The sequence below is a fragment of the Streptomyces coeruleofuscus genome (assembly GCF_039532725.1).
Taxonomy (GTDB): Bacteria; Actinomycetota; Actinomycetes; order Streptomycetales; family Streptomycetaceae; genus Streptomyces; species Streptomyces coeruleofuscus.
Genome location: NZ_BAAASE010000013.1, coordinates 188,385 through 212,326 on the forward strand (window position 1 = coordinate 188,385; position 23,942 = coordinate 212,326).

Genomic DNA, 23,942 nt, shown 5'->3' on the forward strand with positions numbered 1-23,942 from the left:
GACCGCGCGCACGGGCTGCGGGAGTAACCCGGCGAGCTGCGCGGGAGGTCGCGGGAGCCACGGTGGGTGAAACTCTGGCCGGAGGCCGGGCCCTGCTGAGAAGACTCTAGAACCAAAGGGCCACCCGGGCCTAGAGGTTGTATGACGCCAAGTCCCGATACGGTGGCTCTGCGTGATCCGTGCAGGTGGCTTCCGCCTCGTGGGGATCGCGGGACGTATGCCAGGATTGAGACTTGGAACGGTGCACCCAAGGGGGAGTGGATGTACGGCAGCAGGGGGGTAAGGGCGTCTGCCGCGAGGCGGATGTCCGCAGTGGTGCTGGGGGCGGCGCTGCTGGTCACAGGATGTTCGTCCGACGGGGGGGACGGATCGGACGCGGGCGCCGACGGGAGTGCCGGGATCACACAGCAGCCCAAGGAGACCGCCCCGTTCTGGGTCAATCCGGACGGCACGGCGGCACAGCAGGTCGTCGCCCTGGAGAAAGCCGGCAAGAAGCAGGACGCCGAGCAGATCCGCAAGATCGCCGAACAGCCGGTCGCCGAGTGGATCGGCCCGGACAACCCGCGGGAGCAGACCCAGGGCTTCACCGAGGCCGCCGACAAGGCAGGCCGTACGGCACTGCTCGTCCTCTACAACATCCCGCACCGCGACTGCGGCCAGTACTCGCAGGGCGGCGCCGCCGACGGCAACGCCTACCGCAAGTGGCTCGACGGCGTGGCGGCGGGCATCGACGACCGCTCCGCCACCGTCATCCTCGAACCGGACGCGCTGCTGCACCTAGTGGACGGCTGCACCCCGGAGCAGTTCCACGAGGAGCGCTACGACCTCCTCAAGGGTGCCGTCACCAAGCTGAAGTCCCTGAAGAACACGCAGGTGTACCTGGACGCGGGCAACGCCGGCTGGCAGAACCCCGACCAGATCTTCGAGCCGCTGAAGTGGGCCGGCATCGAACAGGCCGACGGCTTCTCCGTCAACGTCTCCAACTTCTACTCCACCGAAGACTCCATCGCCTACGGCAAGCAGCTCTCCGCCAAGGTCGGAGGCAAGCACTTCGTCATCGACACCAGCCGCAACGGCAAGGGCCCCTACACCCAGGGCAACCCCGACGAACGCTGGTGCAACCCGCCGGGCCGCGCCCTGGGCGAGACGCCGACGACGAAGACGGCGGACCCGTTGGTCGACGCGTACCTGTGGGTCAAGCGGCCGGGGGAGTCGGACGGCGAGTGCAAGGGCGGGCCCAAGGCGGGTCAGTGGTGGTCGGACTACGCGCTGAAGCTGGCGAAGGCCAGGTCCTAGAAGTCCGGGCAGACGTCGTCGACCCGGTCGGGGTCGACCGCCCGTTTCCTCTCCTCCTCGGTCAGCTCCCGTTGCGCGAGGGCGCACAGCCGGTCGGCCCAGCGCTCGGGATCGAGGGGGACCACGGAGGTGCGTGAGCCGTCGACGATCGTGAGCGACTTGCCGTCGGTGCTCGGTGAGAGGACCGAGCCGTAGCCCACGTAGTAGCGGTAGGTGTCCTGGCGGTCCTCGATGTCCCAGACGACTTGTTCACCGGCGGCGGTGGTGGTGTGGAGGAGGCGGTCGCCGAGGAAGCGGCCGAGGTAGTGGACGCCGTTGGAGGTGAGGTCCGGCTTCCAGGCCTTCTTCTGTACGTCCCACAGGCGTACCCGGCCGCCGGCGTACTGCACGGCGAGCAGCTTCCCGTCGGGGGAGAGGACCAGTGACCGGACCGACCGGTCCTCTTCCTCCTTCTTGATCCACTTCGTGAACTCGCCGGTGGTGAAGTCCCAGCTGCCGATTTCGCCCACGGTCCGCACCAGCGCCTGCGGTGTGCCGGGTACGGCGGTGGCGAAGGTGCCGGCCGCCTCGTTGGCGAGCTGCGCACGCTCCTGGACGGAAGGCCGGTAGACCTCGCCGTCGGGCTTGCCGGTGTCGAGATTCCAGCGGGAGACGTACGACAGCCCGGAGATCACGGCGTGGTCGTCGTCGGAGAAGCTCATGTTGATCCAGGACGGGACGAGCCCCGTTCGGGGGTCCGCTCCGGAAGCCGTGATGCCGGGAGGCGCGGGCAGCTCGAGGACGTGCTCCTCCCTGAGGGAACCACTGTCGATCCGCCAGACGAGGACCGTCCGCTGGTCCTCGGCGATGGTCAGCATCCGTCGCCCGTCCGGGCTGAAGGCCGCGTACATACGGGCCAGCGGCCGGGACGGCCGGGCGGTCGCGAGGAGCCGGTGGTCGGCCAGGTTCCACAATTGGAGTCCTGTGCCCTTGGAGTCGACGACCGCCATCCTGCCGCTCGGTCCGTCCGGTGTGCGGATGCGGTTGAGCAGCGCGTTGGTGGCGAACGACGTGGGCGGCCGGACCCGTACGGTGACGATGCTGCCGCCCACGGCGACGGCCGCGCGCAGGTCACCGGGAGGACCGGCGAGCGCGACCGCCGGGGAGTTCGCCCGGCCGGTGATGTTCTGGTCCTCCGGAGCGGCGGCCGGGGTGTCGAACGTGGCCGGCCAGCCCTTTTCCAGGTCGACGACGAGGAACCGCATCCGCCCGAGGTCGGTCCCGATACGCCCGGTGGGGTTGACCAGGTAGCGGCCCGAGGCGTCCAGCCGAGGCGTGTTGAGCGGGCACAGCCCGTTGAAGCCGCTGTTGTTCCAGTCCCGGAAGCGCTGAGGTGAGGAACCCAGCCGCCACGCTTCGAGCACACCCTTGGTCGTGCAGGTGACCAGGACGCTGCCGTTGCCGCTGACCGTCGCGGAGGCCGTGGCCTGCTCGCCCCAGGGACGGTGCAGGGAGCCGTCCTCGAGGGCCCAGGAGACCAACCGTCCCCGTGTGTCGTCCGCGTCGGCGTCCTCGGGCACGATCCGCGCCACCACCGTGCCGTCCGCGCCGAACCAGGCCTGCGCCGCGTCCCAGCCCTTCGGCGGGACGAGCGTGCGGCCGGTGCGGCGGCCGTCGCCCGTGGTCCACACGAGCACGCCCTCGCGGGGGATCGCGGCGAGGATCCGCCGGCCGTCCCCGTCGAAGCGCAGGTCATGGACGCCGCGCAGGTTGTTCTCCAGGTCGTCGTTCTGGCGCAGGACGACGGTCCGCGTGCCGCCGGAGGGGTCCGGTACACGGAGGGAGATCACGCCCCAGTCGCTCGCCCGGGCCGCGATCCGCCCATCGGGTGAGACGGCCGTACGCGCGTTGTCCGTCGCCCTGTTGTGCAGGACGGGCTCGGGCCGGGCCTTGCCCCGCAGATCCAGCTTCACGAACTGTCCGCTGCTCAACAGGGCATACGCGTACGCGCCGTCCTCCGTGAGCGCGACATCCCGCACGTCATGGCGCCCCTCCATCACCACCCGCTCCACGTCCTGCGACCGCAGGTACTGGGCGAGCAGCGCCGAGCGCGCGTCAGGCCGGGCCTCCGCCCGAAACGCCCCCACCGCGTACAGCGAGGAAATGGTCAGAGACGTGCCGTCGATACTCGCAGCCTGCTGCGCCAACCGATCCGAAGCCAACCGCCGCTGCTCCGTCAGCAGGTTCAGATACAGCACGGACACCACCGCCGCCGCCACCACGGCCAGAACCGTGACCACCGCCCACAGCACGCGCAGATACCGCTTCCTGCGCTCGGACCTCGCGGCCTCGTGTGCCTTACGGTCCCTCAGCCCGGCACCCGCCTCGATGAACTCCCGGTCGTCCTCCGTGAGTTCGCCGCGCCGCTCGGCGAGCCACCGCTCCGCCACCGACAGCGCCGGGTCCTCCAGCAGCAGTCCGTCGGGCCGTCCTGCCCGCCACCAGCGGGCGCGGTCGTAGCGGAGTTCGCCGCGCCAGGTGAGGAACGTACGGTCGTTCTCCAGCTGCTCGGCCAGCGGCTGCCAGTGTTCGATGAGGGCCTCGTGGGCCAGCTCGACCGTCTCGCCCCGCTCGGGATCCGCGCCCAGGACCAGGACCCGGGCCTCGGCGAGTGCGCGGGCGATGGCCCACTGCTCCTCGCCCGCGTCGCGGCGGGCGAGCCGGGCGCGCAGGGCCGTGCCGCTGCCGGGCGGGACCTGGATCAGCGCGCGGAGCAGCCCGGTCGCCGAATCCGGCGTCGCGCCCCGCAGCGCCCGCTGCCACGCCGAGTCCGCCCTGCTGCTCAGCACCCCGCCGAGGCCGCCCAGCTCGCGGTAGGTGTCGAGGCGGAGCCGGCCGCCGACCTGCCGTTCCCACAGGGTGGTCAGGACGAACCCGAGCAGGGGCAGCGCACCCGGCCGGCCCGCCGCGTCCTCGATGAGCCGGTCGGCCAGTCCGCTGTCGTACTCCACGCCGGGGAAGGCCCGCAGCGGCAGCCGGACCACCTCGGTGAGCTGCTCGCGGGTCATCAGGCCCAGTTGCTGCGCGGGTGCCCCGCCGACCAGCCGGCTCAGCTCCGGGTGGCGCAGGGCCGCGTCCTGGAAGTCGGTCCGCAGCGCGACCAGGACCGCGACTCCGGGGTGCCGGCAGGCGTCGAGGAGTGCGTCCACCAGGGCGCGCAGCTCCTCCTCCGGGCGCAGCAGCAGCGCCTCCGCCTGGTCGACTGCCAGCACGAGTCCGCGAGCCGAGCGGTGGGTCCGCAGTGTCTCCCGGATCGCCGCGGCGTCCGGTCGGCGGCCCTCCGCGCGCAGGGTGACGACCTCCACGTCCTGCTCCTTCAGGCGGGGAAGGACGCCCGCCATGAGGAGGGAGGACTTGCCGGAGCCGGACGGACCGGTCAGGGTCACGCAGCCCTCGGGCGGCGACCCGTGCGGGCAGAGCAGGTCGACGACCGCGGTGACGTCCTCGTCCCGGCCGAAGAAGTGCGCGTTGTCCTTCTCGGTGTACGGGCGCAGGCCCGGGAAGGGGGAAGAGGGCGCGAGGAGTTCGGCGAGATCCGGCAGTTCGTCGAGGACCGTGCGGGTCGGGATGCAGAAGGCCTGCCCCCGGTGCGCCGGGGAGATCGAGACGACGATGCCGACCACGGCACCGAGGTCCTCGTCCCATACGGCCGAGCCGCTGAAGCCGGGCTGGACCGGGTCCGACTGCCCGTCGAGCGGCGACATCTGAAGCCGGCCGGTGCCGGTCCGGGCGCGCAGCCGGGCCGTGTGCCAGCCGCCGCCGGTGTCGTCCCTCGGCAGTCCGAAAACGATGGCTTTGTGGTCCCAGACGTCCCGGGACGCCACCATCAGGACGGGCCGGGCCTCCGGGAGTGGGCGGGACAGGGACAGTACGGCCACGTCTCCGGTGCCGTTCGCGCGTACCGGCACCCAGTCGCGGACGACGGCGTCCACCGGCCCGCCCTCCCGGAGGACCAGGCGGACGCCGACGGGGCCGTCGGGGCGCTCGTCCTGGCGGGCCGGCCGCCCCGAGGCCTCCAGTACGACATGGGCGCAGGTCAGCACCAGTGTGGGCGCGATGAGCACGCCCAGGCCGCCGATGTGCCCGTCCGCGCCCATGACCTGGACGGTCGCAGCGGCCAGGACCTCCTCGGCCACCGGGTCCGACGTGGTCGACTCGGTCATCTCCCGTTTCCCCCGCCACCGTTGACCACACGCGTTACCGATGTCGTACCGAGGGCACACCAGATGCCGTGTGCAGGTCAAGCGTGTTTCTCGTCAGGCCCGGGCACGCGAAGGGGCGCCCTCCGCACCGGAGAGCGCCCCGATCAGCCGAGCACTACGACTACGGCACCTTGACCCACTGCGCCTTGCTCGGCGTGCCCCGGTCGTCCGTCACGAAGAGCATGTACCAGCCCGCCTGGACCAGGTTCCGGTTCTTCGGCATGGTCACCGTCAGCTTGTCGCCGGACGCCTTGAAGTCCAGCGCGATCGAGCGCTGGTCGACGTCCGTGACGTGCGTGGCGGCGCTCGGGCGGATCAGCCGGACCTTCTCGACCTTCGCCGCGTCCGACGAGGTGAACGTCCCCGTCCCGCCGCGCTCGATGGTCTGCGGCCCGCCGGACAGCGAGGGCTGGTCCCCGCTGCCGTAGAGGTACGGCGGCGTGTAGATCTCGATGCGCTGCTCGAACTTGCCCGGCTTGGTGTTGGCCTTGTCGCCGTAGAGCGAGTCCGAGCCGAAGAACATCACGCGGCCGTCGGGCAGCAGGATCGACCCGGAGTGGTAGTTGCGGCCCACCAGCGGGTCGGCGACCCGCCTGAGGTCGTTCTTCTCCGTGTCGTAGATGCGCGCCTCGAAGATGTTGGAGTCGCTGCGGCCCCGGTAGTCCTCGGAACCGCCGGAGATCATCACGCTGTCGTCGGGCAGGATCGAGGCGTTCGGGTAGCGGGTGCCCTTGTCCAGGGACGGGCCGTCCACAAAGCGCGGGTCGTCGTCCTTCAGGTCGACGATCCTCGTCTTCTCGCTGGACTGCTGGGACTCGCCGACGCCGCCGCCGCCGATCACCATGTACTTCTCGTCCTGCGCCGGCGGCAGCAGCACCGTGCCGGACGTCTCCATCAGCTTGGAGTCGCTCAGGCCGGGTATCTTCGTGAACTTGTTGGTGTCCACGTCCCACACGCCCGGCTCGCGGCCCACGTTGTCCGGCCCGTAGCCCGCGTTGGAGCCCGAGTAGAAGACCTTGCCGTTCTGCATGAGGAACAGCGCCGGGTAGGTCGGGAACTGCCGGACCGTGTCCGTGTAGGTCCACTTCTTGGTCTTCGGGTCGAAGACCTCGTTCTTGCCCGGGACCAGCTGGCCGATGTCGTCGAGGCCGGAGACGCTGAGGATCTTGCCGTCGCTCAGGGTGGTGAGCGTCGGGTACCAGCGGGCCTCCTTCATCGGGTCGACCTTGATGTACTTCTCGGCGACCGGGTCGAACTCGAAGGCGTCCCGGATGCCCTGGAAGTCCTTCTTGTCCAGGGCGAGCTTCTGCGCGATGCCGTAGGTGTTCTTGGCGTCGGCGCCCTTCAGGCCGTGCACGCGGTAGTTGTCCTGCGTGCCGGTCTCGAACTTCTTGCCCCGCTTCTGTGCCTCGACGTAGATCCGGCCGAGACCGGGGTCGTTGCGCAGGAACCTGCCGGTCGCCTTGTCGAAGACCTTCTTCGCGCGCGGCACCAGCACCGGGTCCTTCGAGACGAAGGTCTTGCCGTTCTCCTTGCCCGTGAACTTGGTGCCAGCGGGCAGCGTGATCGGCTTGTCCGGGTTCTCGTTGTGGACGATCATCAGGCCGCCGGCCTTGGTGACGTCACCCTTGAGCTTCTCGTACCGCTTGGTGCCGCCCGCGATCAGCAGGTTGCCGTTGGCGAGCTGCGTGTGGCCGGTGCAGAACAGGTCGCTGGGCGTGGGGACCTTCTTGATGGTGCCCTTGACCGGGTCCCAGATCCGGGTGTCGAACTTCTTCGCGTCGAAGTTGTCCTGGTTGTTGCCCGACCCCGCGACGAGCAGCACCTTGCCGGTGCGCAGCAGCGCCGCGTGGATCGTGTTCTGCCGGTACTCCTCGGGAAACTCGATGATCTCCCACTTGCCGTTCGCGGCCTTGTACTCCGGCTTGTTGATTTTGTACTGGTGGTATTTCTCGGTCCCGAAGCGGTAGAGCCACGGACCGTTCATCCCGGCCAGCGCGAGTACCACCGCCGTGCCGATCGCGAGTCGACGGGCCCGGCGGCGGCCTGCACGGTCGTTCATTCTTTACGTCCCCCAAGTCCACCAAGGGCGATCTGCATGGTCTGGTCGGTCCCCCCGACCTCCCCGTTTCCGCCAGGGGTGGCGGCCCAACTGGGCTTGTGCTGCGGGGCGTGGGCCGCGGGCTGCTGCGGGATGGGCAGCGGCTGCGTCCGGTTCGGCCCCGCAGGGTCCTGCGGCTGCTCCACGGCGGGTGCGGCGGGCTTCTTCGCGTCCTGCCGCAGCTGCCAGCGCCAGGCGAAGACCGGCGAGGCGGTGATCAGCAGCGCGAACGTCGCCCAGATGATCATCGCGGGGTGCGAGTGGCCGAAGACGAAGCCGGCCGCGATCGACCCACCGAAGATCGCGACGAAGTACCAGTGGTAGCGGAACGTGCCGAACCAGCGGTCCGGGCTCGCCGAGTCGCCCTTGGGCGTGACCACGAACTTGCTCTTGCGCCGCAGCACGGAGTCGATCAGCGCCTTCGCGTACAGCGGCGCCGACAGCGCGGACATCACCATGCCGGCCACACCGCCGGAGCCCTCCGGCTCGTGCGGCGAGACGTTGTGCCGGCGGTTCCAGACGTACAGGCCGATCTGGAGCGCGGAGGCGTTGCCGTAGAGCATCAGCCAGACCGCCGGGTCGATGTTCACCCCCGAGGCGCCCAGGCCCAGGAACAGGCAGCAGCTCAGCGCCGCCAGGATCCAGTTCAGGGCCGACATCGGGTAGAAGATGATCATCATCGTGTAGTTGAAGAGCTTGCTCGGCGGCAGCGAGTACCAGCCCTTCCAGTACTGCTTGAGGATCGTCTCGTACGTCCCTCGCGACCAGCGCATCTGCTGGGTGAAGAAGTCCGTCCAGGCGCTGGGGCCCTCACCGACCGCGAGGACGTCCGGGGTGTAGACCGAGCGCCACTTCCTGCCCGTCGCCGGGTTCTTGTGGCGGTGCATCTCGAAGCCGGTCGCCATGTCCTCGGTGATCGAGTCGTACAGACCGCCGATCTGCTTCAGCGCCTTGATGCGCACGGCGTTGGAGGTGCCGACGAACATGGGGGAGCCGTAGCGGTTGCCCGCGCGCTGGATCAGCGCGTGGAAGAGGAACTGCTGCGACTCGGCGGCCTTGGTGATCGGATTGTCGTAGTTGCCGTACACCTGCGGGCCGATGACGAAGCCGACGTCCGGGTCGCGGAAGAAGCCGAGCATCCGCTCCAGGTAGTTGGGCAGCGGCACGTGGTCGGTGTCGACCGAGGCGAAGAAGTCGTAGTCGTCGCCGTGCGCCTCCAGCCAGGCGTTGTAGTTGCCGTGCTTGGTCTTGGCGCGGTGCGGGCCCTTGGCCTGGTTCCACTTCGCGACGCCCTTGCGGGAGAAGTGGTGCACGCCGAGGCGCTCGCAGACCGCCTTGACCTCGGGGTCGTCGCCCTCGTCGAGCAGCCAGACGTGCATGAGGCCCCGGTGGCGGATCTTCACCGCGGCCTCCAGCGTCTTCGTCACCATCTCCAGCGGCTCCTTGCCGGGCACGAAGGAGGTGAGGAAGGCCACTCTGGTGCCGGTCTCGGGCACCACCGGGATCGGGTCGCGGGCGACCAGCGTGGCGTGCGCGTTCGACACCACGTTCATGCAGCGGAAGAACTCGATCAGGCCGATCGCGACCAGCATCACCACGTCGAGCGCGGGCAGCCAGTCGAAGGCCGGGTAGTCGCGCTCGGTCCAGTGCTCGGGCTGGAGCAGCCACACCAGCAGCACCACGGACAGCACCGGGGCCGCGGCCAGCATCAGCGCGACTCTTATGCGGTGCGGTTCCTGCGAGATCAGCGACCGGTACTGCACCTTGTAGGGCTTGGTCGGATCGGGCTGGGTGAGGGGACCCGCGAGCCGGCTGTAGTGCTCGTAGTCGTATCTCGGCAGCGTCTTCTTGATCCGCCGGAACGTCCCCGTGGTGCTCATCCGATGCGTCGGCACCCTGAGCTGGGTGGTCTGGGACGGGTCGTGGTCCTGCTGCCGGGCGCCCGTCGGCCTCGACGTCATGAGTCATCCCCCCACACGCGGACACCGCGTGTTTCGTAGCTTCCTACCGCCTGCCGCAGGTCCCCCTCGACCTTCACAGACGTATCAGTGGTGGGTCGCTGCCACCACGTCATCCACACCTTATAGACACGGCAACGCGACCTTCCGGTTGCATGATGCCCCCCACGGCATCGCTTCAGGAACGGGGCCCCTACCCCCGCCCGGCCCGCAACCGGTTCTTTTGCCCCCCAACTGCCGCGTATGAGCAGCATCTTGAAAAACCAGAAAACCAGGGTTCTACGGTGTTCATCATGATCGCAAGATGCGAAACGCGGTGTTTACCGGTCATACGCGTTCATTGTGGCGGGTGTGGGGGCCCTGTGGAGCCGTTGTGGACAGGCGGGCGCGGATGTTCCCGAAGTGCTCTCTTATGGCATCCTCCGCCCGCATCGAGTCGCCGGACCGGACCGCGTCGAGGATCTCCCGGTGCTGCCGGCAGGTCACCTTCGGGTCCTGCGGCACACCCCCCAGGTCCGTGCGGACCCGGTGGAAGGCGTCCCAGAACGCCTCCAGGACCTCGCTCAGCAGCACGTTGTCCAGCCCCCGGTAGAGGGTGGCGTGGAAGGAACGGTCGGTCTCGGCGAGACCGGCTCCGCGCGCGGCCTGCTCTTCCATACGGTCGACGAGCCCGTCCAGTTCAATGAGGTCCGCTTCCGGTATCCGCCCCGCGAGCCGGGAGACCAGCCCGGTCTCCACCGCCTCCCGCAGCTCCAGCAGCTGGAGCAGGGAGTCCTCGCCCCGGTAGTGCCCGGCGACCGTGCGGAAGGCGAGTCCCTCGATCATCGGGGCCAGGGACATCGGGCCGACGTAGGTGCCGAAGCCGTGCCGGATCTCCACGATGCCCATCGCCTGGAGCGCCTTCAGCGCCTCCCGCACCGAGTTCCGGCTCGCGCCGAGGTACTCCATCAGCTCGGGCTCGGTCGGCAGCGGGGCCCCGGAGGCCAGCCGGCGGTCGATGATGAGCTTCTTGATCCGCTCTTGGAGGTCACGCGCTGCCATGGCGAGAGGGTATCCGGCCATTCGCGCGAGGGGCCGGGTTCCGGCCAGACCGCACCAGGGCTGTGCGCAGGCATACGAAAGGCCCCCCGCTTCCGCGAGGGGCCTTTCGGTCGGTGCGACTGCGCCGAGCCGGGCTTCTGTGCCCGCTTGCTGTGACCCCGGGAGAAGGGGGTGTGGGTGGCGGAGCCCCCACGGCGCGCGGCGAAGCCGCGCAGAAAAGACGGTGGCGGCTTGGGTTCGCGCTTTCTGCGAACCCAAGCCGCCACCGGCATCGTGCGCCGCCAGGGACTCGAACCCCGGACCCGCTGATTAAGAGTCAGCTGCTCTAACCAACTGAGCTAGCGGCGCGCGCTGACGGCGTAACTCTACAGGACGTCCGGAGGTGCTCCTGACCACCCGCCCGGGCCCGGCCGGCCCCCGCCAAGGGCGCCGCGTACATCATTCGGACCGTCAGCATGCGCGTGCGGAAGACAGTTGAGAAACTGACGGCGCGCGCCCGGACGGGTACAGGCGCGGCCTTTTCCGCCGGAAGTGTGAGGGGAATCGCATGGAGTCTCCGGTATTCGAGGAATTCGACCCCGCGAGCGACTGCGACTGCCCCGGATGCGTCCACTGGCGCCGCGTCCTGCCGCCTTCCTGGGTCGGCCGCACCACCGCCCACCCGGCCGCACACCGTGCCCTCGCCCTGGCCGCCGTGGCCTCGGCGGCGCTCGGCGCGGGCCACGCCGTGCCGGCCGCGGCCGCCCCGCACGCACCCCACCGACCCGGAGTTTCCGCAGGTGATGAGCCAGACACCCCCCAGGGCCGCAAGGCCCCGCTGCACGGCCCCGGCGGCCGCCCCGCCAAGCCCTCGGCCACCCTCAAGCTCACCGCCATCACCCGTACGGAGATCATCAGCCGGGCCAGGACGTGGGTCGCCGCGAAGGTGCCGTACAACATGAACGACTACTGGTCCGACGGCTACCGGCAGGACTGCTCGGGCTACGTCTCCATGGCCTGGAAGCTGCCCGGGAACGAATGGACGGGCAGTCTCGCCCAATTCGGTGAGCGGATTTCCAAGGCGGAACTCCAGCCGGGCGACATTCTGCTGTTCCACAATGCGGCCGACCCCGAGAGCGGATCGCACGTCGTCATTTTCGGCGGCTGGACCGACTCCACGCACACCTACTACATCGCCTATGAGCAGACCCGCCCGCACACCCGCCGGCAGTCCACCCCGTACGCCTACTGGAGCGACTCCGACCGGTACGTCCCCTACCGGTACAAGGGCGTCACGCCGGAGCAGCCGGGGACGGAACAGGGGACCGTGCCGGGCAAGGAACCGGCCGACGGGAAACCGGGCGCACCCGCCGCCGCGCCCTACCCGGGGGCGGCGTATTTCGGCCCCGGCGCGAACAACAAGTACGTCACGCTGCTCGGCCGCATGCTCGTCGCGCGCGGGGCCGGTGGCTCCTACGCCTCGGGCCCGGGACCGCGCTGGACGGACGCGGACCGGCGGGCGACCCGGGCCTTCCAGCTGGCCCAGGGCTGGACGGGCGCCGACGCGGACGGCCTGCCCGGCCCGCGCACCTGGGAGCTGCTGGCCACGGGGAAGGGCGAGGACGTGAAGGCCGGGACGGTCGGGCCGCCGCCCTCCTCCCACGGGGTTCCCGGTTACCCGGGCCGGGCGATGTTCCGGCCAGGCGCCAGCAACACGTACATCACCCATCTGGGGAGGCAGCTGGTGCGGAAGGGGTTCGGCAGGTTCTACAGGGTCGGGCCGGGGCCGCGCTGGGGCGAGGCGGACCGGCGCGCCGTCGAGGCCTTCCAGCGTGCCCAGGGCTGGCGGGGCGGCGCGGCGGACGGCTACCCGGGACCCGAGACCTGGCGGCGGCTCTTCTCGTAGAAGCCCTCCCCGGAGGGCCCCGACCCCGGCACCGGGGATCACCCGTTGTGACGCATCTGGCGCGGAGGCTGGAGGCACCCATGAGTACGACCACTTCCCACACGTCCGAGCCCGACGGGCCGGCCGGCGGTCTGGCCGACGGACCGGTCAGGCCCGCCCGGCTCATCCAGAACGAGTCCACCACCGAGATCCCCGTCCACCTGCTGTTCCGCGACGACCCCGACCCGGCGCCGGTACCGCTGAAGCCGGCGGTCGTCGCCCGCAGACGGGGCACGGGGGAGCAGCCGCGCCTCGGACGCCCGGCGACCCTGGCGCCGCGCCCGCTGCCGCAGGCCGACCCCGACCTGGTGGAGCGGTCCGCGCGGGTGCTGCCCGGGGCGGCGGGTGTACTGGCCGGGGCCTGCGGGGCGGCCGGGTGCGCGGTCACCTCGTGGTGGGCCGGGCTGCTGCCGCCGCTCGTGCTGGAGGCGCTGCGGCTGCCCGCGCACGCCGGGGCCGGGCTCGGTCCCGCGCAGTGGGCGGCGTACGCGGGGGCCGGGGCGCTCGGGCTGTTCGGGTTCGGCGGGCTGGCCCGGGGCCGGACCGGCCGGGCCTGGGTGCTGGATCTGTTCGGCCGCTACCGGGGGACCGTCCGGCGCTCGGGTCTGCTGTGGGTCAACCCGCTGCTGCTGCGCCGCCGGGTGGACGTACGGCTGCGGCACTGGCGCAGCGAGCCGGTCCCCGCCGTCGACGCGAACGGGGTCTCCCTGCGGGTGGTCGTCCTGGTGGTGTGGCGGGTGCGGGACACCGCGCGGGCCACGCTGGGGGTCGAGGACCACGAGACGTATCTGCGCGAGTGCGTCGAGGCGGCCCTGGCCCGCGTGCCGGTGGAGATGCCCGGCGGGACCAAGGGCTCCGCGGACGCGGCGGCCGAGGCGCTGACCCGGCTGGTGGCGGCGGACGCGGCACCGGTCGGCCTGGAGGTGTTCTCGGTGCAGCCGGTCCGGGTGGAGTACGCCCCCGAGGTCGCCGCCGCGATGCACCGCCGCCGCATCGCCGCGCTGGACGCCCGGAACCGGGCGAGCGTGCTCACCTCGGTCGTGGACTCGGTGGAGGACACGGTGACCCGGCTGACCATGCGGGGGCTGGTCGAACTCGACGACTACGAGCGGAAGGCGCTGGTGAAGGACCTGACGGTGGCGTTCTGCGCGGGCCGGGGAGAAACAGCTCCGTGATTGGTATGGACATGTTCAACTGACGTCCCTACTCTCAGACTTGGTCTAGACCTACCTGCACAGCTCACTGAACATCCCCCACGTTCTCCAGGAGCGGCAGCATGCGCACAAGGACCAAGTTGTCCGCAGCCGCGGTGGGACTGGCCACGACCGGAGCTCTCGTACTCTCCTCCGGCGGCGCCAGCGGCCACGGCTACACCGACCTCCCCGTCAGCCGGCAGAAGCTCTGCCAGAACGGCACCGTGACCAACTGCGGGCCGATCCAATGGGAACCGCAGAGCGTCGAGGGCCCGAAGGGCTTCCCGGCCTCCGGCCCGGCCGACGGACAGATATGCAACGCCGGCCTCGGCCAGTTCAGCCAGCTCAGCGCGCCCCGGACGCCGTCCGGCGGGGCCTGGCCCACCACCAGGGTGACGGGTGGCCAGACCTACACGTTCCGCTGGCAGTTCACGGCCATGCACGCCACGACCGACTTCAAGTACTACATCACCAAGCCGGGCTGGAACCGGAACCACAACCTGGCCAGGTCCGACCTCAACCTCACGCCGTTCTTCACGGTGCCGTACAACGGCCAGCGGCCCCCGTCCACGCTCTCCCACAGCGGCAGGCTGCCGTCCGGGCTGAGCGGCCACCACGTCATCCTGGCGGTGTGGACGATCGCCGACACGGGCAATGCGTTCTACGCGTGCTCGGACGTGACGTTCTGAGGTTCTCCTGAGGCGGCGGTACGGCCGGCGTGGGTAGGTTCCCCATGCCGGCCGATCACGACCGTGCGGGAATCGGGGGGCAGCATGGCGGCATTCCAGGCATTCTTCTACGTCGTACCGGCACTCATGATCGCCTTGGCGGTCTTCGCCCTGACTGGGATCGCCCGCCGCGCGCAGGATGTGAGCAGGGCCTGGAGCAGCGGGTACACGTCCCAGGCGCGGTGCCTGCGGGCGTACACGACGACCAGTGGTGGCGGTGACACCGGTGTGCGGACCACCTTGCACCACGTCTACGAGTTCGCCACGTTCGACGCTCGCGTGATCCGCTTCGACGAGGCGAACGGCCCGGCGACGACCGTGGAGGGTGACATGGTCACCGTGCACTACCTGCCCGACCGCCCCGAGCGCGCCACGGCCCACGCGCCGGCGCGGGGGAGGCTCGCGGCAGGCACGGGCTGCGCGGCGGTGTTCCTGGGCGTGGTCATCGTCTTCTGCCTGGTGTTCATGGTCATCGCCCATCTCATGTTCACCGTGGTGTGACGCCATGACAGCCCTCCACATCTGACAGAGCATCAGCTACCTTGCGGCCCATGGAGTCCACAGGGCGTACGGTCGCGGAGCTCTTACGGGACCGGTGGGACGACCACCGGCCAGGACTGTGGTGCGAGGAACGGGTCCTGACCCATCACGAGGTGGCGGCCGGAGCCGCGGCCCGGGCGGCCCTGCTCGCCGATCTGCTGCCGCCGGACACCGAGCCCCACATCGGGGTGCTCCTCGACAACACCCCCGAGTTCCCCCTGTGGCTGGGCGCGGCGGCCCTGGCCGGGGCGGCGGTCGCGGGCGTGAACCCCACCCGCAGGGGCGCCGAACTCGCCCGCGACATCCTGCACACCGAGTGCCGGATCCTGGTCACCGAGCGGCGCCACCTGCCGCTGCTCAAGGGCCTGGACCTGCCCGGGGTGCGCCTGCTGGTGACGGACACGGAGGAGTACGCCGACCTCCTGATCCCCTACGAGGACGCACGCCCGGACGCCTCCCGCGCCACCCCGCACGACCGCTTCCTCCTCTACTTCACCTCCGGCTCGACCGGCGCGCCCAAGGCCGCACTCTGCTCCCAGGGCCGCCTGGCAGCCGCCGGGCGCTCCCTGGCCGGCCAGTTCGCCCTGGGCCCCCAGGACGTGCACTACCTCTGCATGCCGATGTTCCACGGCAACGCGGTGATCGCCGGCTGGGCGCCCGCACTCGTCACCGGGGCGGGCGTCGCGCTGCGCCGGCGCTTCTCGGCGTCCCGTTTCCTGCCGGACGTACGCCGCCACGGGGCGACGTACTTCACCTACGTCGGCCGGGCGATCCAGTACGTCCTGGCCACCGAGCCCCGCCCCGACGACCGCGACAACCCCCTCCGCCTCGGCTTCGGCACGGAGGCGGGCGCGGTGGACGCGGCGGCCTTCGAGCGGCGGTTCGGGGTGCGGCTGGTGGAGGGATACGGCTCGTCCGAGGGCGGGGCGGCCGTGCAGTGGTCGCCGGGGACGCCGCCGGGCGCGGTCGGCCGGGCCGCACCCGGGCTCGTCGTCCTCGACCCGGAGAGCCGCAAGGAGTGCCCGCCGGCCCGCTTCGACGCGGCGGGGCGGCTGCTCAACGGGGACGAGGCGATCGGCGAACTGGTCAACCAGGGGCCAAGCCCCTTCGAGGGTTACTGGCGCAATCCGGCGGCGGAGGCGGAGCGGCGCAAGGACGGCTGGTACTGGACGGGCGACCTCTTCTACCGGGACGCCGACGGCCACCTCTACTTCGCCGGCCGCACCGACGACCGCCTCCGCGTCGACGGGGAGAACCTGGCGGCCGCGATGATGGAGAACATCCTCGCCCGGTACGAGGGGGCCGTCGCCGTCGCGGTGTACGCGGTGCCGGACCCGGTGACCGGGGACCAGGTGATGGCGACGATCGCCGGGACCTTCGATCCGGAGGCGTTCGCGAGGTTCCTGCTCGCCCAGCCCGACCTGGGGACGAAGATGGCGCCCCGGTTCGTGCGGGTGGTGGGGCGGATGCCGGTGACGGCCACGAACAAGATCCGTCGGGCGGCGTTACGGAAGGAGGGCCTCAGGTGCGCGGACCCGGTGTGGTGGCGACCTCCCGGGGAGCGCGCGTACCGCCTGCTGACCAGGGAGGATCTCGAAAACGCCGAAGGGCCTCCCGCTCCCACGAGAGGCCCTTCACCGGTGCGCCGCCAGGGACTCGAACCCCGGACCCGCTGATTAAGAGTCAGCTGCTCTAACCAACTGAGCTAGCGGCGCATGACTCCCGCCGACCGCGTTCCGCATGGCGCGTTCTCGCGGCGGCGACGGGGAAAATAATACCCGGTCCTTCGGGGTGCTTCGGACCACCCGGAGCAGGAGCTAGATCGCCATGGACAGCAGGACCGGTGCCGCGTTGCGGTTGAGGGCGTCCGCGGCCTGGCGCAGCCGGTGGGCCTGCTCGACCGGGAGGGACAGGGCCAGGCAGCCGACCGAGGAGCCGGCCGTGACGGGGACGGCCGCGCAGACCGTGCCGACCGCGTACTCCTGGAGGTCCAGGACGGGCACCGTGGGTGGCTGGGACTCCAGCCGGGAGAGCAGCAGCCGGTCGCTGGTGATGGTGCGCGAGGTGAGGCGGGCCATCTTGTGCCGGGCGAGGTGGTCGCGGCGGCCGGCGTGGTCGAGCTGGGTGAGCAGGCTCTTGCCGATCGCGGTGGCGTGGGCGGAGGAGCGGAAGTCGACCCACTCGTTGACCTTGGGCGTGGCCGGGCTGTCGGCGTACTGGGTGACACTGATCTCGCCGTCGACGTACCGGCTCATGTAGACGGCGGCGCCGACCGAGTCGCGCAGCCGGTCGAGGGCGTGCTGGAGCTTGTCGCGCAGGGCCTGCTCGCGGTGCTGGGCGGAGCCGAGGCGGGCCAGCGTCTCGCCCGTGACGTACGCGCCGTCGGCGATCTGCTCGACGTAGCCCTCACGGCGCAGCATGCGCAGCAGCGCGGTCAGCCGCTCCGGTCCGATGCCGGTGTGCCGGGCGAGATCGGCGTCGGTGACTCCGGTGGAACTCCGCGCCACTGTCTCCAGGACGCGCAGGGCTTCCTGGGCCGAGTGGTACGGGGTGGTCGGCGGCTCGTGCTTCAGCGCCACGGTGGTCTCCCCCTGCGCTTGCTGTTTGGGCCGTGAATCCGGACAGCGAATCCCCTCCACGATAACCGGCAAAGGGTCCGCGGAGAGCGGGGGTTGACAAGATTCCCGGGCCCCCGGACTGGGGCATTGACCCGCTGGCATATGCCAGAAGCATGCCCCAGTCACCGGGCCCGGTGTTCTGCCTGGTCACACGGTGTAGTCAGAGCACTGCGCTGAGGAACTCTCGCGTGCGGTCGTTCTCCGGCTCGCTGAAGATCTTCTCCGGCGGGCCCGACTCGATGACCCGGCCGGAGTCGAACATCAGTACCTGGTCGGAGATGTCCCGGGCGAAGTTCATCTCGTGGGTCACGCAGAGCATCGTGATGTCCGTGGAACGGGCGATGTCCCGCAGCACGTCCAGGACGCCCGCGACCAGCTCCGGGTCGAGCGCGGAGGTCACCTCGTCCAGGAGCAGCACCTGCGGCCGCATCGCCAGCGCCCGGGCGATCGCCACCCGCTGCTGCTGCCCGCCGGACAGCTGCGCCGGGTGCGCGTCGCACTTGTCGGACAGGCCCACCATCTCCAGCAGGCCCTTGGCCCGCTCCACGGCCTCGTCCTTCGACATGCCGAGGACGGTGACCGGTGCCTCGGTGATGTTCCGCAGCACCGACATGTTCGGGAACAGGTTGAACTGCTGGAAGACCATCCCGATCTTCTTGCGGACCTCCCGGACCTCCTTGTCGGAGGCCGGGAACAGCTTCTGCCCGTCGACCGTGATCGTGCCCTCGTCGGGCTTGAGCAGGGTCATCAGCAGCCGCAGGATCGTGGTCTTGCCCGATCCGGACGGTCCGATCAGGGTGACGTGCTTGCCGGCGTCGACGGAGAAGTCCAGGTGGTCCAGGACGGTGTTGCTCCCGAACCGCTTGGTGACCTGCTCCAGCCTGATCAGCTCGCCGGTGCTCCTGGCGGGGTTCTTCTCGGGGTTGGGGAGAGTGTCAGTGGGCAAGGCGTCGCTCCAGGGCTCGCAGGAGAAGGGAGGCCAGATAGGAAATGACGATGAAGGCCACGCCGATCACCGTCAGCGGCTCGGTGAACTGGAAGTGCTCCTGCGAGAACAGGCGCGCGTGGCCGAGCATCTCCAGCACGGAGATCGCCATCAGCATGGGCGTGTCCTTGAGCATCGCGATGACGTAGTTGCCGAGCGCGGGGACGACCCGGCGCACCGCCTGCGGCAGGATCACCGCGGACCAGGTCCGGCGCAGCGGCAGGTTCAGCGCCGTCGCCGCCTCCCACTGGCCGACCGGCACGGCCTCGATACCGGCGCGGTAGACCTGCATCGTGTACGTCGAGTAGTGCAGCCCGATCGCGAAGACGCCCGTGGCGAGCGCCGAGAAGGTCAGGCCCCACTCGGGCAGCACGTAGTAGAGGAAGAACAGCTGCACCAGCAGCGGGGTGTTGCGGACGAACTCCGTGACGACGCCGACCGGCCAGGTCACCCAGCGCGTCGGCAACCGCATCAGCAGCGCCCACACCAGGCCCAGCACGAACGAGACCAGCGAACCGATCACCAGGATCTGAAGGGTGACCAGCAGACCCTTCCAGAAGTCCGGCATGAAGTCGGAGACCGCGCTCCAGTCCCAGTTCATCGGACCGCCTCCACCACGACCGGCTCAGGCGCCCGGGTCTTGCTGTCGGGCTTCTTCCCGACACCCGCCTTGAGCCTCTTCTCCAGCCCGCGCATGACCCGGGTGAGCAGGAAGGCGATCACGAAGTAGATGAGCAGGATGTACGTGTAGATCTCCGCGCTCTCCTGGAGCGCCAGACGCACCAGGTTGCCGCTGAACGCCAGGTCGCCCATGCCCATGACCGACACCAGGGCGGTGCCCTTGAGCAGCTCGATGAGCAGGTTGGAGAACGGCGGGATCATCTCCGGCACCGCCTGCGGCAGCAGGATCAGCCGCATCCGCTGCCAGGGCGTGAAGCTGAGCGCGATCCCGCCCTCCCGCTGCGCCGGGTCGACCGCGGTCAGCGCGCCGCGCACGATCTCGGAGCCGTACGCCCCGTAGGTCAGGCCGAGCGCCAGCGTGCCCGCCCACAGCGGCACCAGCTGCCAGCCGAAGGCCGGGGGCAGCACGAAGAACACCCAGAAGATCATCACCAGGGCCGAGGTCCCGCGGAACACCTCGGTGTAGAAGCCCGCCAGGAAGCGGACGATCCACAGCCGGTGGGTGCGCGCGACGCCGACCACGAAGGACACCGCAGCCGCCAGCAGCGCGCTGCACACGAGCAGCTGGATCGTGACCCAGACGCCCTTCAGTACGAGTTCCCAGAGTCCCGAGGTCATCCGCCGCAGAGCTCCTTCGCGGTCAGATCCGTCATCTCGGCCTCGGTGAAACCGAACGGCTTGAGGATGCGGAAGAGTTCGCCGCTCTTCTTGAGCTTGCGCAGCTCGACGTTGAAGGCGTCGCGCAGCTTGGTCTCGGTCGGCCGGAACGCGAAGGCGCCCCCGTCGACGTGCGGCTTGCCGCCCACGATCGGCTTGAAGGGCTCGGTGGCCTCCGCCTTGGCGGACTTCTTCACCACCTCGCGTACGGTGAGCGCCGTACCCGCGAACACGTCCACGCGGCCCGCCTCGACGGCGTTCAGCCCCGCCACCTGGTCCGGGACGATGAGGATGTCGCTCTCCTTGTACCCCGCCTCGACGGCGTACTGGATCTCGGCGTATCCGGTCCCGGTGGCGAACTTCGCCTTCTTCCCGACGACGTCCTTGTAGCTGCGCAGCCCCTTCGGGTTGCCCTTGCGGACGATGAACGAGTCGAGCATCTGGTAGTCGGGGTCGGAGAAGATGACCTGCTCGCAGCGCTCGGGGTTGACGTACATCCCGGCGGCGACGACGTCGAACTGCTGGGAGTTCAGGCCCGGGATGAGCGAGCCGAACTCGGTCGGCACGGGCTGCACCCGGTCGACGCCGAGACGCTTGAAGATCACCTTGGCCAGTTCCGGTGCCTCACCGGTCAGCTCGCCGTTCGTGTCGATGAATCCGAACGGGATCTCACCGGCGATGCCGAGGCGGACGACGCCCGCGGCCCGGAGCCGGTCGAGCAGGTCACCCCCCTCGGTACTCGACGCCGTGGCCACACGACTGCATCCGGCGGCGCCCAGCGCGCCGAGCGCCGCGACCCCCGCGAGCAGCGACCGGCGTGTGGGGCTGGATACGGCCTGGGATATGGGTTCCGGACTTCTCAGTGGGCTTCTCTGTGGTGGAGCCATGGGCGCGCGGCTACCCGACCGCACCCGGGTTATGCCGATCTTTTCAAGCCCCGCACGTCTCCCCGTGCGCCCTTGACCGCGGGGGCGGCGGGCACTCCCATGGAGGCATGGCTGATCGATATATCGAAGTCTCGCTGGTCAAGCGCGACGTGACCTGCCGGGCCAGGCTCCTGGACGACCGCGCGCCGATCACCTGCGCGGCCGTCTGGGACGCCCTTCCGCTGGCCGGTGACGTCTACCACGCGAAGTACGCACGCAATGAGATCTACGCCCTTTTCCCGCCATTCGCCGAAACCGAACCTCCCCTGGAAAACCCGACAGTCACTCCCATTCCGGGCGACCTGTGCTATTTCGCCTTCGCGGGCGCGGAGTTGGGGACCAAGGCCTACGGCTACGACCGCGAGGTCCGCGCCGGGACCACGCTCGTCGACCTGGCCCTGTTCTACGAGCGCAACAACCTGCTGCTGAACGGCGACGTGGGCTGGGTCCCCGGCATCGTCTGGGGCCAGATCGTCGAGGGCCTGGACACCATGGCCGAGGCGTGCAACGACCTGTGGAGGTCGGGCGCGGCGGGGGAGACGCTCAGCTTCCGGCGGGCCTGAGCCGGCCGGCGGACGCCACGCCGGACTCGTACAGCGCGTGGGCCGCCCGCAGCACCAGATCGTCCCGGTGCCGGGCGGCCACGAGCTGGAGACCGATCGGCAGGCCGTCCCCGTCGGCGCCGACCGGCACGCTCGCCGCGGGCTGCTGCGTCATGTTGAACGGGTACGTGAACGGCGTCCAGCCCGTCCAGCGCCGGTGGCCGGATCCTTTCGGTACCTCGACGCCCGCCTCGAACGCCGTGATCGGCAGGGTCGGCGTGACGAGCAGGTCGTACGTGTCGTGGAAGTGGCCCATCCGGCGCCCCAGGTCCATCCGGACGTCCACCGCGGCCAGATAGTCCAGCGCCGAGTAGCGGGCGCCCTGTGTGCAGATCTCGCGCAGGCCCGGGTCCAGCAGTTCCCGCTGCTTCGGTCCCAGATGCTCGGTCACCCGGGCCGCCCCGCTGAACCACAGGGTGTGGAAGGCCTCCACCGGTTCGGTGAGGTCCGGGTCGGTCTCCGTGACGTAGGCGCCGAGCTCCGCCAGCCGCTCCACGGCGTGCCGCACCGCCGACGCGACCTCCGGACGCACCGCCACCTGCCCGCCCAGCGACGGCGAGTACGCCACGCGCAGGCCGTGCACCCCGCCCGTCAGGCCGTCCGTGTACGCACCTGGCGGTGGGGCGAGCGCCGACCAGTCACGCGAGTCCGGATGGCCGATGACGTCCATCATCAGCGCCGCGTCCGCCGCGTCCCGGGTCATCGGCCCGACGTGCGCCAGCGTGCCGAACGCGCTCGCCGGGTAGAGCGGCACCCGCCCGTACGTCGCCTTCAGTGCGAAGATCCCGCAGAACGACGCCGGGATGCGGACACTGCCGCCGCCGTCCGTGCCCAGTGACAGCGGTCCCGCGCCGAGCGCCACGGCCGCCGCGCTGCCGCCGCTCGACCCGCCGGCCGTGCGCGACGGGTCGTACGGGTTGCGCGTCACCCCGCTCAGCGGCGAGTCCGTCACGCCCTTCCAGCCGTACTCGGGGGTCGTCGTCTTGCCGATGAAGACCGCCCCGTGCTCCCGCAGCCGGGCCACGGACGGGGCGTCCTCGTCCCAGCGCCCCGCCGGATCCACGGCCTTCGAACCGCGCAGGGTCGGCGCGCCGCGCAGCAGCAGGATGTCCTTGACCGTGACCGGCACCCCGTCCAGCAGCCCCCGTGGCTCACCGCGCCGCCAGCGCTCCTCCGACTCCCGGGCCCGGGCCAGCGCGTCCTCGGCGGTCAGCCGGACGAAGGCGTTCACCTCCGGCTGGATCGCCTCGGCCCGCTCCAGCGCCGCGCGGGTCGCCTCCACGGGGCTCCACTCGCCCTTGCGGTAGCCGTCGAGGAGCCGTACGGCGGTCAGCTCGGTGAGCTCGGTCATGCACCCTCCAAGGAACGTCAGTGTCCGGGTACATACCCGCGCTGTTTGTCGACCACGTTCTCCAGCGGCTTTCCCGCGGCCCACAACTCGTACAGCTCAACGAACTGGGCGCCGAGCTCGTCCCGCCAGCCGATGGTGTCGCCGCTCATGTGCGGGGACACGATCAGGCCCGGGACCTGCCACAACGGGTTGTCGGGGGTCAGGGGCTCGGACTCGAAGACGTCCAGGGCGGCGCCCGCGATCCAGCGCTTGGCCAGGGCCTCGGCGAGCGCGTCCTCGACGACCAGCTGGCCGCGGCCGACGTTGACGAACCGGGCGGACGGCTGCATCACGCCGAAGCGGCGGGCGTCGAACATGCCGTGCGTCTGATCGGTGAGCGGTGCCGCCGCGATCACCCAGTCGGCGCGCGCCAGCAGCCGGTCCAGATCCTCCGGGCCGTGCACGCCGGTGCGCGCGGCGCGGCCCACGAGCGCCGTCGTGATGTCCAGCGCCCCCAGCGTGCGGGCGATCGCCCGGCCGATCGGCCCGGTGCCGACGACGACGGCCCGGGTTCCGGCGACCTTGTGCGACTCGCGGTGCCGCCAGGTCCGCTCCCGTTGCAGCTCTAGCGTGCGCGGCAGGTCCTTGGCCATCGCCAGCACGAGCGCGGCGACGTACTCGGCGATCGGCTGGTCGAAGATGCCGCGCGCGTTCGTCACCACCGTGTCGGAGGCGGCGAGTTCCGGGCACATCAGATGGTCCACACCGGCGCTCGCCGTATGCACCCAGCGTGGTCGTGGACCCTCGCCGGGCCAGGCGTCCCGCACGGCGCGCGACGTGAAATCCCACACCAGGAGTACGTCCGCACGCGGGAGGCGTGCGGCGAGACCCTCCGCGTCGGTGTGTTCGATACGGGCGCGGCCGGTGAGGCTCCCGAGGCGAGGAAGGGGCTCGGCGTCCAGGACGAGCAGGGTGGGGGTGGGCATGAGCAGCCGTTTCTCCAGCCGTGCGGCGGGGGCGGCCTGCCTTCGGGAGGCGGCCGGTGACGACGAGTTAACACGGTGTTGACCAGGGAATGATCCGGGCGGATTGACCACGCTCGCACCCGAACCTACCGTCGT

The 23,942-nt window shown here is 70.5% G+C and carries 18 protein-coding genes and 2 tRNA genes; 7 read left to right on the forward strand and 13 right to left on the reverse strand.

Going from position 1 to position 23,942, the window contains the following annotated elements; genetic code table 11:
• The first annotated feature begins 261 nt into the window (after nt 1–261).
• Entirely contained in the window at nt 262–1,296 is a 1,035-nt protein-coding gene (locus ABFX81_RS36875; RefSeq protein WP_086851310.1) for a glycoside hydrolase family 6 protein, read from the forward strand.
• Here ABFX81_RS36875 and ABFX81_RS36880 read toward each other — a convergent pair.
• The 5 genes from ABFX81_RS36880 to ABFX81_RS36900 all read right to left on the reverse strand — a co-directional run bounded on the left by ABFX81_RS36880 (nt 1,293) and on the right by ABFX81_RS36900 (nt 10,985).
• A complete protein-coding gene (locus tag ABFX81_RS36880) occupies nt 1,293–5,498 on the reverse strand; it encodes an nSTAND1 domain-containing NTPase (RefSeq protein WP_086851308.1) in 4,206 nt (1,401 codons plus the stop codon). The genes ABFX81_RS36875 and ABFX81_RS36880 overlap by 4 nt on opposite strands.
• A gap of 160 nt (nt 5,499–5,658) precedes the next feature.
• Nucleotides 5,659–7,599 (reverse strand): radical copper oxidase GlxA, encoded by a 1,941-nt coding sequence (gene glxA, locus ABFX81_RS36885; RefSeq protein ID WP_086851307.1) that lies wholly within the window; start codon nt 7,597–7,599, stop codon nt 5,659–5,661.
• Entirely contained in the window at nt 7,596–9,599 is a 2,004-nt protein-coding gene (locus tag ABFX81_RS36890; protein WP_086851305.1) for a glycosyltransferase family 2 protein, read from the reverse strand. The genes glxA and ABFX81_RS36890 overlap by 4 nt, the downstream gene beginning before the upstream one ends.
• A 324-nt stretch (nt 9,600–9,923) precedes the next feature.
• Nucleotides 9,924–10,637 (reverse strand): FadR/GntR family transcriptional regulator, encoded by a 714-nt coding sequence (locus ABFX81_RS36895; RefSeq protein ID WP_086851325.1) that lies wholly within the window; start codon nt 10,635–10,637, stop codon nt 9,924–9,926.
• A gap of 274 nt (nt 10,638–10,911) precedes the next feature.
• Nucleotides 10,912–10,985, reverse strand: a tRNA-Lys gene (locus ABFX81_RS36900).
• A 199-nt stretch (nt 10,986–11,184) separates the two neighbouring features.
• On the opposite strand from ABFX81_RS36900, the gene ABFX81_RS36905 reads away from it, so the two are divergent.
• The 5 genes from ABFX81_RS36905 to ABFX81_RS36925 all read left to right on the forward strand — a co-directional run bounded on the left by ABFX81_RS36905 (nt 11,185) and on the right by ABFX81_RS36925 (nt 16,698).
• Nucleotides 11,185–12,522 carry a peptidoglycan-binding protein gene (locus tag ABFX81_RS36905; RefSeq protein WP_086851303.1) on the forward strand — a complete coding sequence of 446 codons (1,338 nt, stop codon included), beginning with the start codon at nt 11,185–11,187 and terminating at the stop codon, nt 12,520–12,522.
• Between the two features lie 80 nt (nt 12,523–12,602).
• Complete coding sequence (locus tag ABFX81_RS36910) at nt 12,603–13,736, forward strand: SPFH domain-containing protein (protein WP_086851302.1); 1,134 nt, start codon at nt 12,603–12,605, stop codon at nt 13,734–13,736.
• A gap of 101 nt (nt 13,737–13,837) precedes the next feature.
• Nucleotides 13,838–14,443 (forward strand): lytic polysaccharide monooxygenase, encoded by a 606-nt coding sequence (locus tag ABFX81_RS36915; RefSeq protein ID WP_086851299.1) that lies wholly within the window; start codon nt 13,838–13,840, stop codon nt 14,441–14,443.
• Between the two features lie 84 nt (nt 14,444–14,527).
• The gene (locus ABFX81_RS36920) at nt 14,528–14,983 is read left to right on the forward strand and encodes a DUF3592 domain-containing protein (RefSeq protein WP_086851297.1); all 456 of its coding nucleotides are present in this window, start codon (nt 14,528–14,530) and stop codon (nt 14,981–14,983) included.
• A gap of 50 nt (nt 14,984–15,033) precedes the next feature.
• Complete coding sequence (locus ABFX81_RS36925; protein WP_086851296.1) at nt 15,034–16,698, forward strand: AMP-binding protein; 1,665 nt, start codon at nt 15,034–15,036, stop codon at nt 16,696–16,698.
• Here ABFX81_RS36925 and ABFX81_RS36930 read toward each other — a convergent pair.
• The 6 genes from ABFX81_RS36930 to ehuB form a co-directional block, all read right to left on the reverse strand.
• Nucleotides 16,664–16,737 (reverse strand) — tRNA-Lys (locus tag ABFX81_RS36930). The two genes, ABFX81_RS36925 and ABFX81_RS36930, sit on opposite strands and share 35 nt — an antisense overlap.
• Nucleotides 16,738–16,839: 102 nt before the next feature.
• Nucleotides 16,840–17,601 (reverse strand): IclR family transcriptional regulator domain-containing protein, encoded by a 762-nt coding sequence (locus tag ABFX81_RS36935; protein WP_086851294.1) that lies wholly within the window; start codon nt 17,599–17,601, stop codon nt 16,840–16,842.
• 199 nt (nt 17,602–17,800) lie between these two features.
• A complete protein-coding gene (gene ehuA, locus ABFX81_RS36940) occupies nt 17,801–18,586 on the reverse strand; it encodes an ectoine/hydroxyectoine ABC transporter ATP-binding protein EhuA (RefSeq protein ID WP_086851291.1) in 786 nt (261 codons plus the stop codon).
• On the reverse strand, nt 18,576–19,226 hold the full coding sequence (gene ehuD / locus ABFX81_RS36945) for an ectoine/hydroxyectoine ABC transporter permease subunit EhuD (protein WP_086851289.1): 651 nt from the start codon (nt 19,224–19,226) through the stop codon (nt 18,576–18,578). The genes ehuA and ehuD overlap by 11 nt, the downstream gene beginning before the upstream one ends.
• The gene (gene ehuC, locus ABFX81_RS36950) at nt 19,223–19,924 is read right to left on the reverse strand and encodes an ectoine/hydroxyectoine ABC transporter permease subunit EhuC (RefSeq protein WP_086851287.1); all 702 of its coding nucleotides are present in this window, start codon (nt 19,922–19,924) and stop codon (nt 19,223–19,225) included. The genes ehuD and ehuC overlap by 4 nt, the downstream gene beginning before the upstream one ends.
• Entirely contained in the window at nt 19,921–20,850 is a 930-nt protein-coding gene (gene ehuB / locus ABFX81_RS36955) for an ectoine/hydroxyectoine ABC transporter substrate-binding protein EhuB (RefSeq protein ID WP_428837251.1), read from the reverse strand. Before ehuB ends, ehuC begins: the two co-directional genes overlap by 4 nt.
• A gap of 107 nt (nt 20,851–20,957) precedes the next feature.
• On the opposite strand from ehuB, the gene ABFX81_RS36960 reads away from it, so the two are divergent.
• A complete protein-coding gene (locus ABFX81_RS36960; RefSeq protein WP_086851285.1) occupies nt 20,958–21,452 on the forward strand; it encodes a DUF3830 family protein in 495 nt (164 codons plus the stop codon).
• Here ABFX81_RS36960 and ABFX81_RS36965 read toward each other — a convergent pair.
• Both ABFX81_RS36965 and ABFX81_RS36970 read right to left on the reverse strand, forming a co-directional pair.
• Nucleotides 21,433–22,842, reverse strand: a complete 1,410-nt coding sequence (locus ABFX81_RS36965) for an amidase (RefSeq protein WP_086851283.1) — start codon at nt 22,840–22,842, stop codon at nt 21,433–21,435. The two genes, ABFX81_RS36960 and ABFX81_RS36965, sit on opposite strands and share 20 nt — an antisense overlap.
• A 17-nt stretch (nt 22,843–22,859) precedes the next feature.
• On the reverse strand, nt 22,860–23,807 hold the full coding sequence (locus tag ABFX81_RS36970; protein ID WP_086851281.1) for an NAD(P)-dependent oxidoreductase: 948 nt from the start codon (nt 23,805–23,807) through the stop codon (nt 22,860–22,862).
• Between the last annotated feature and the right edge of the window lie 135 nt (nt 23,808–23,942).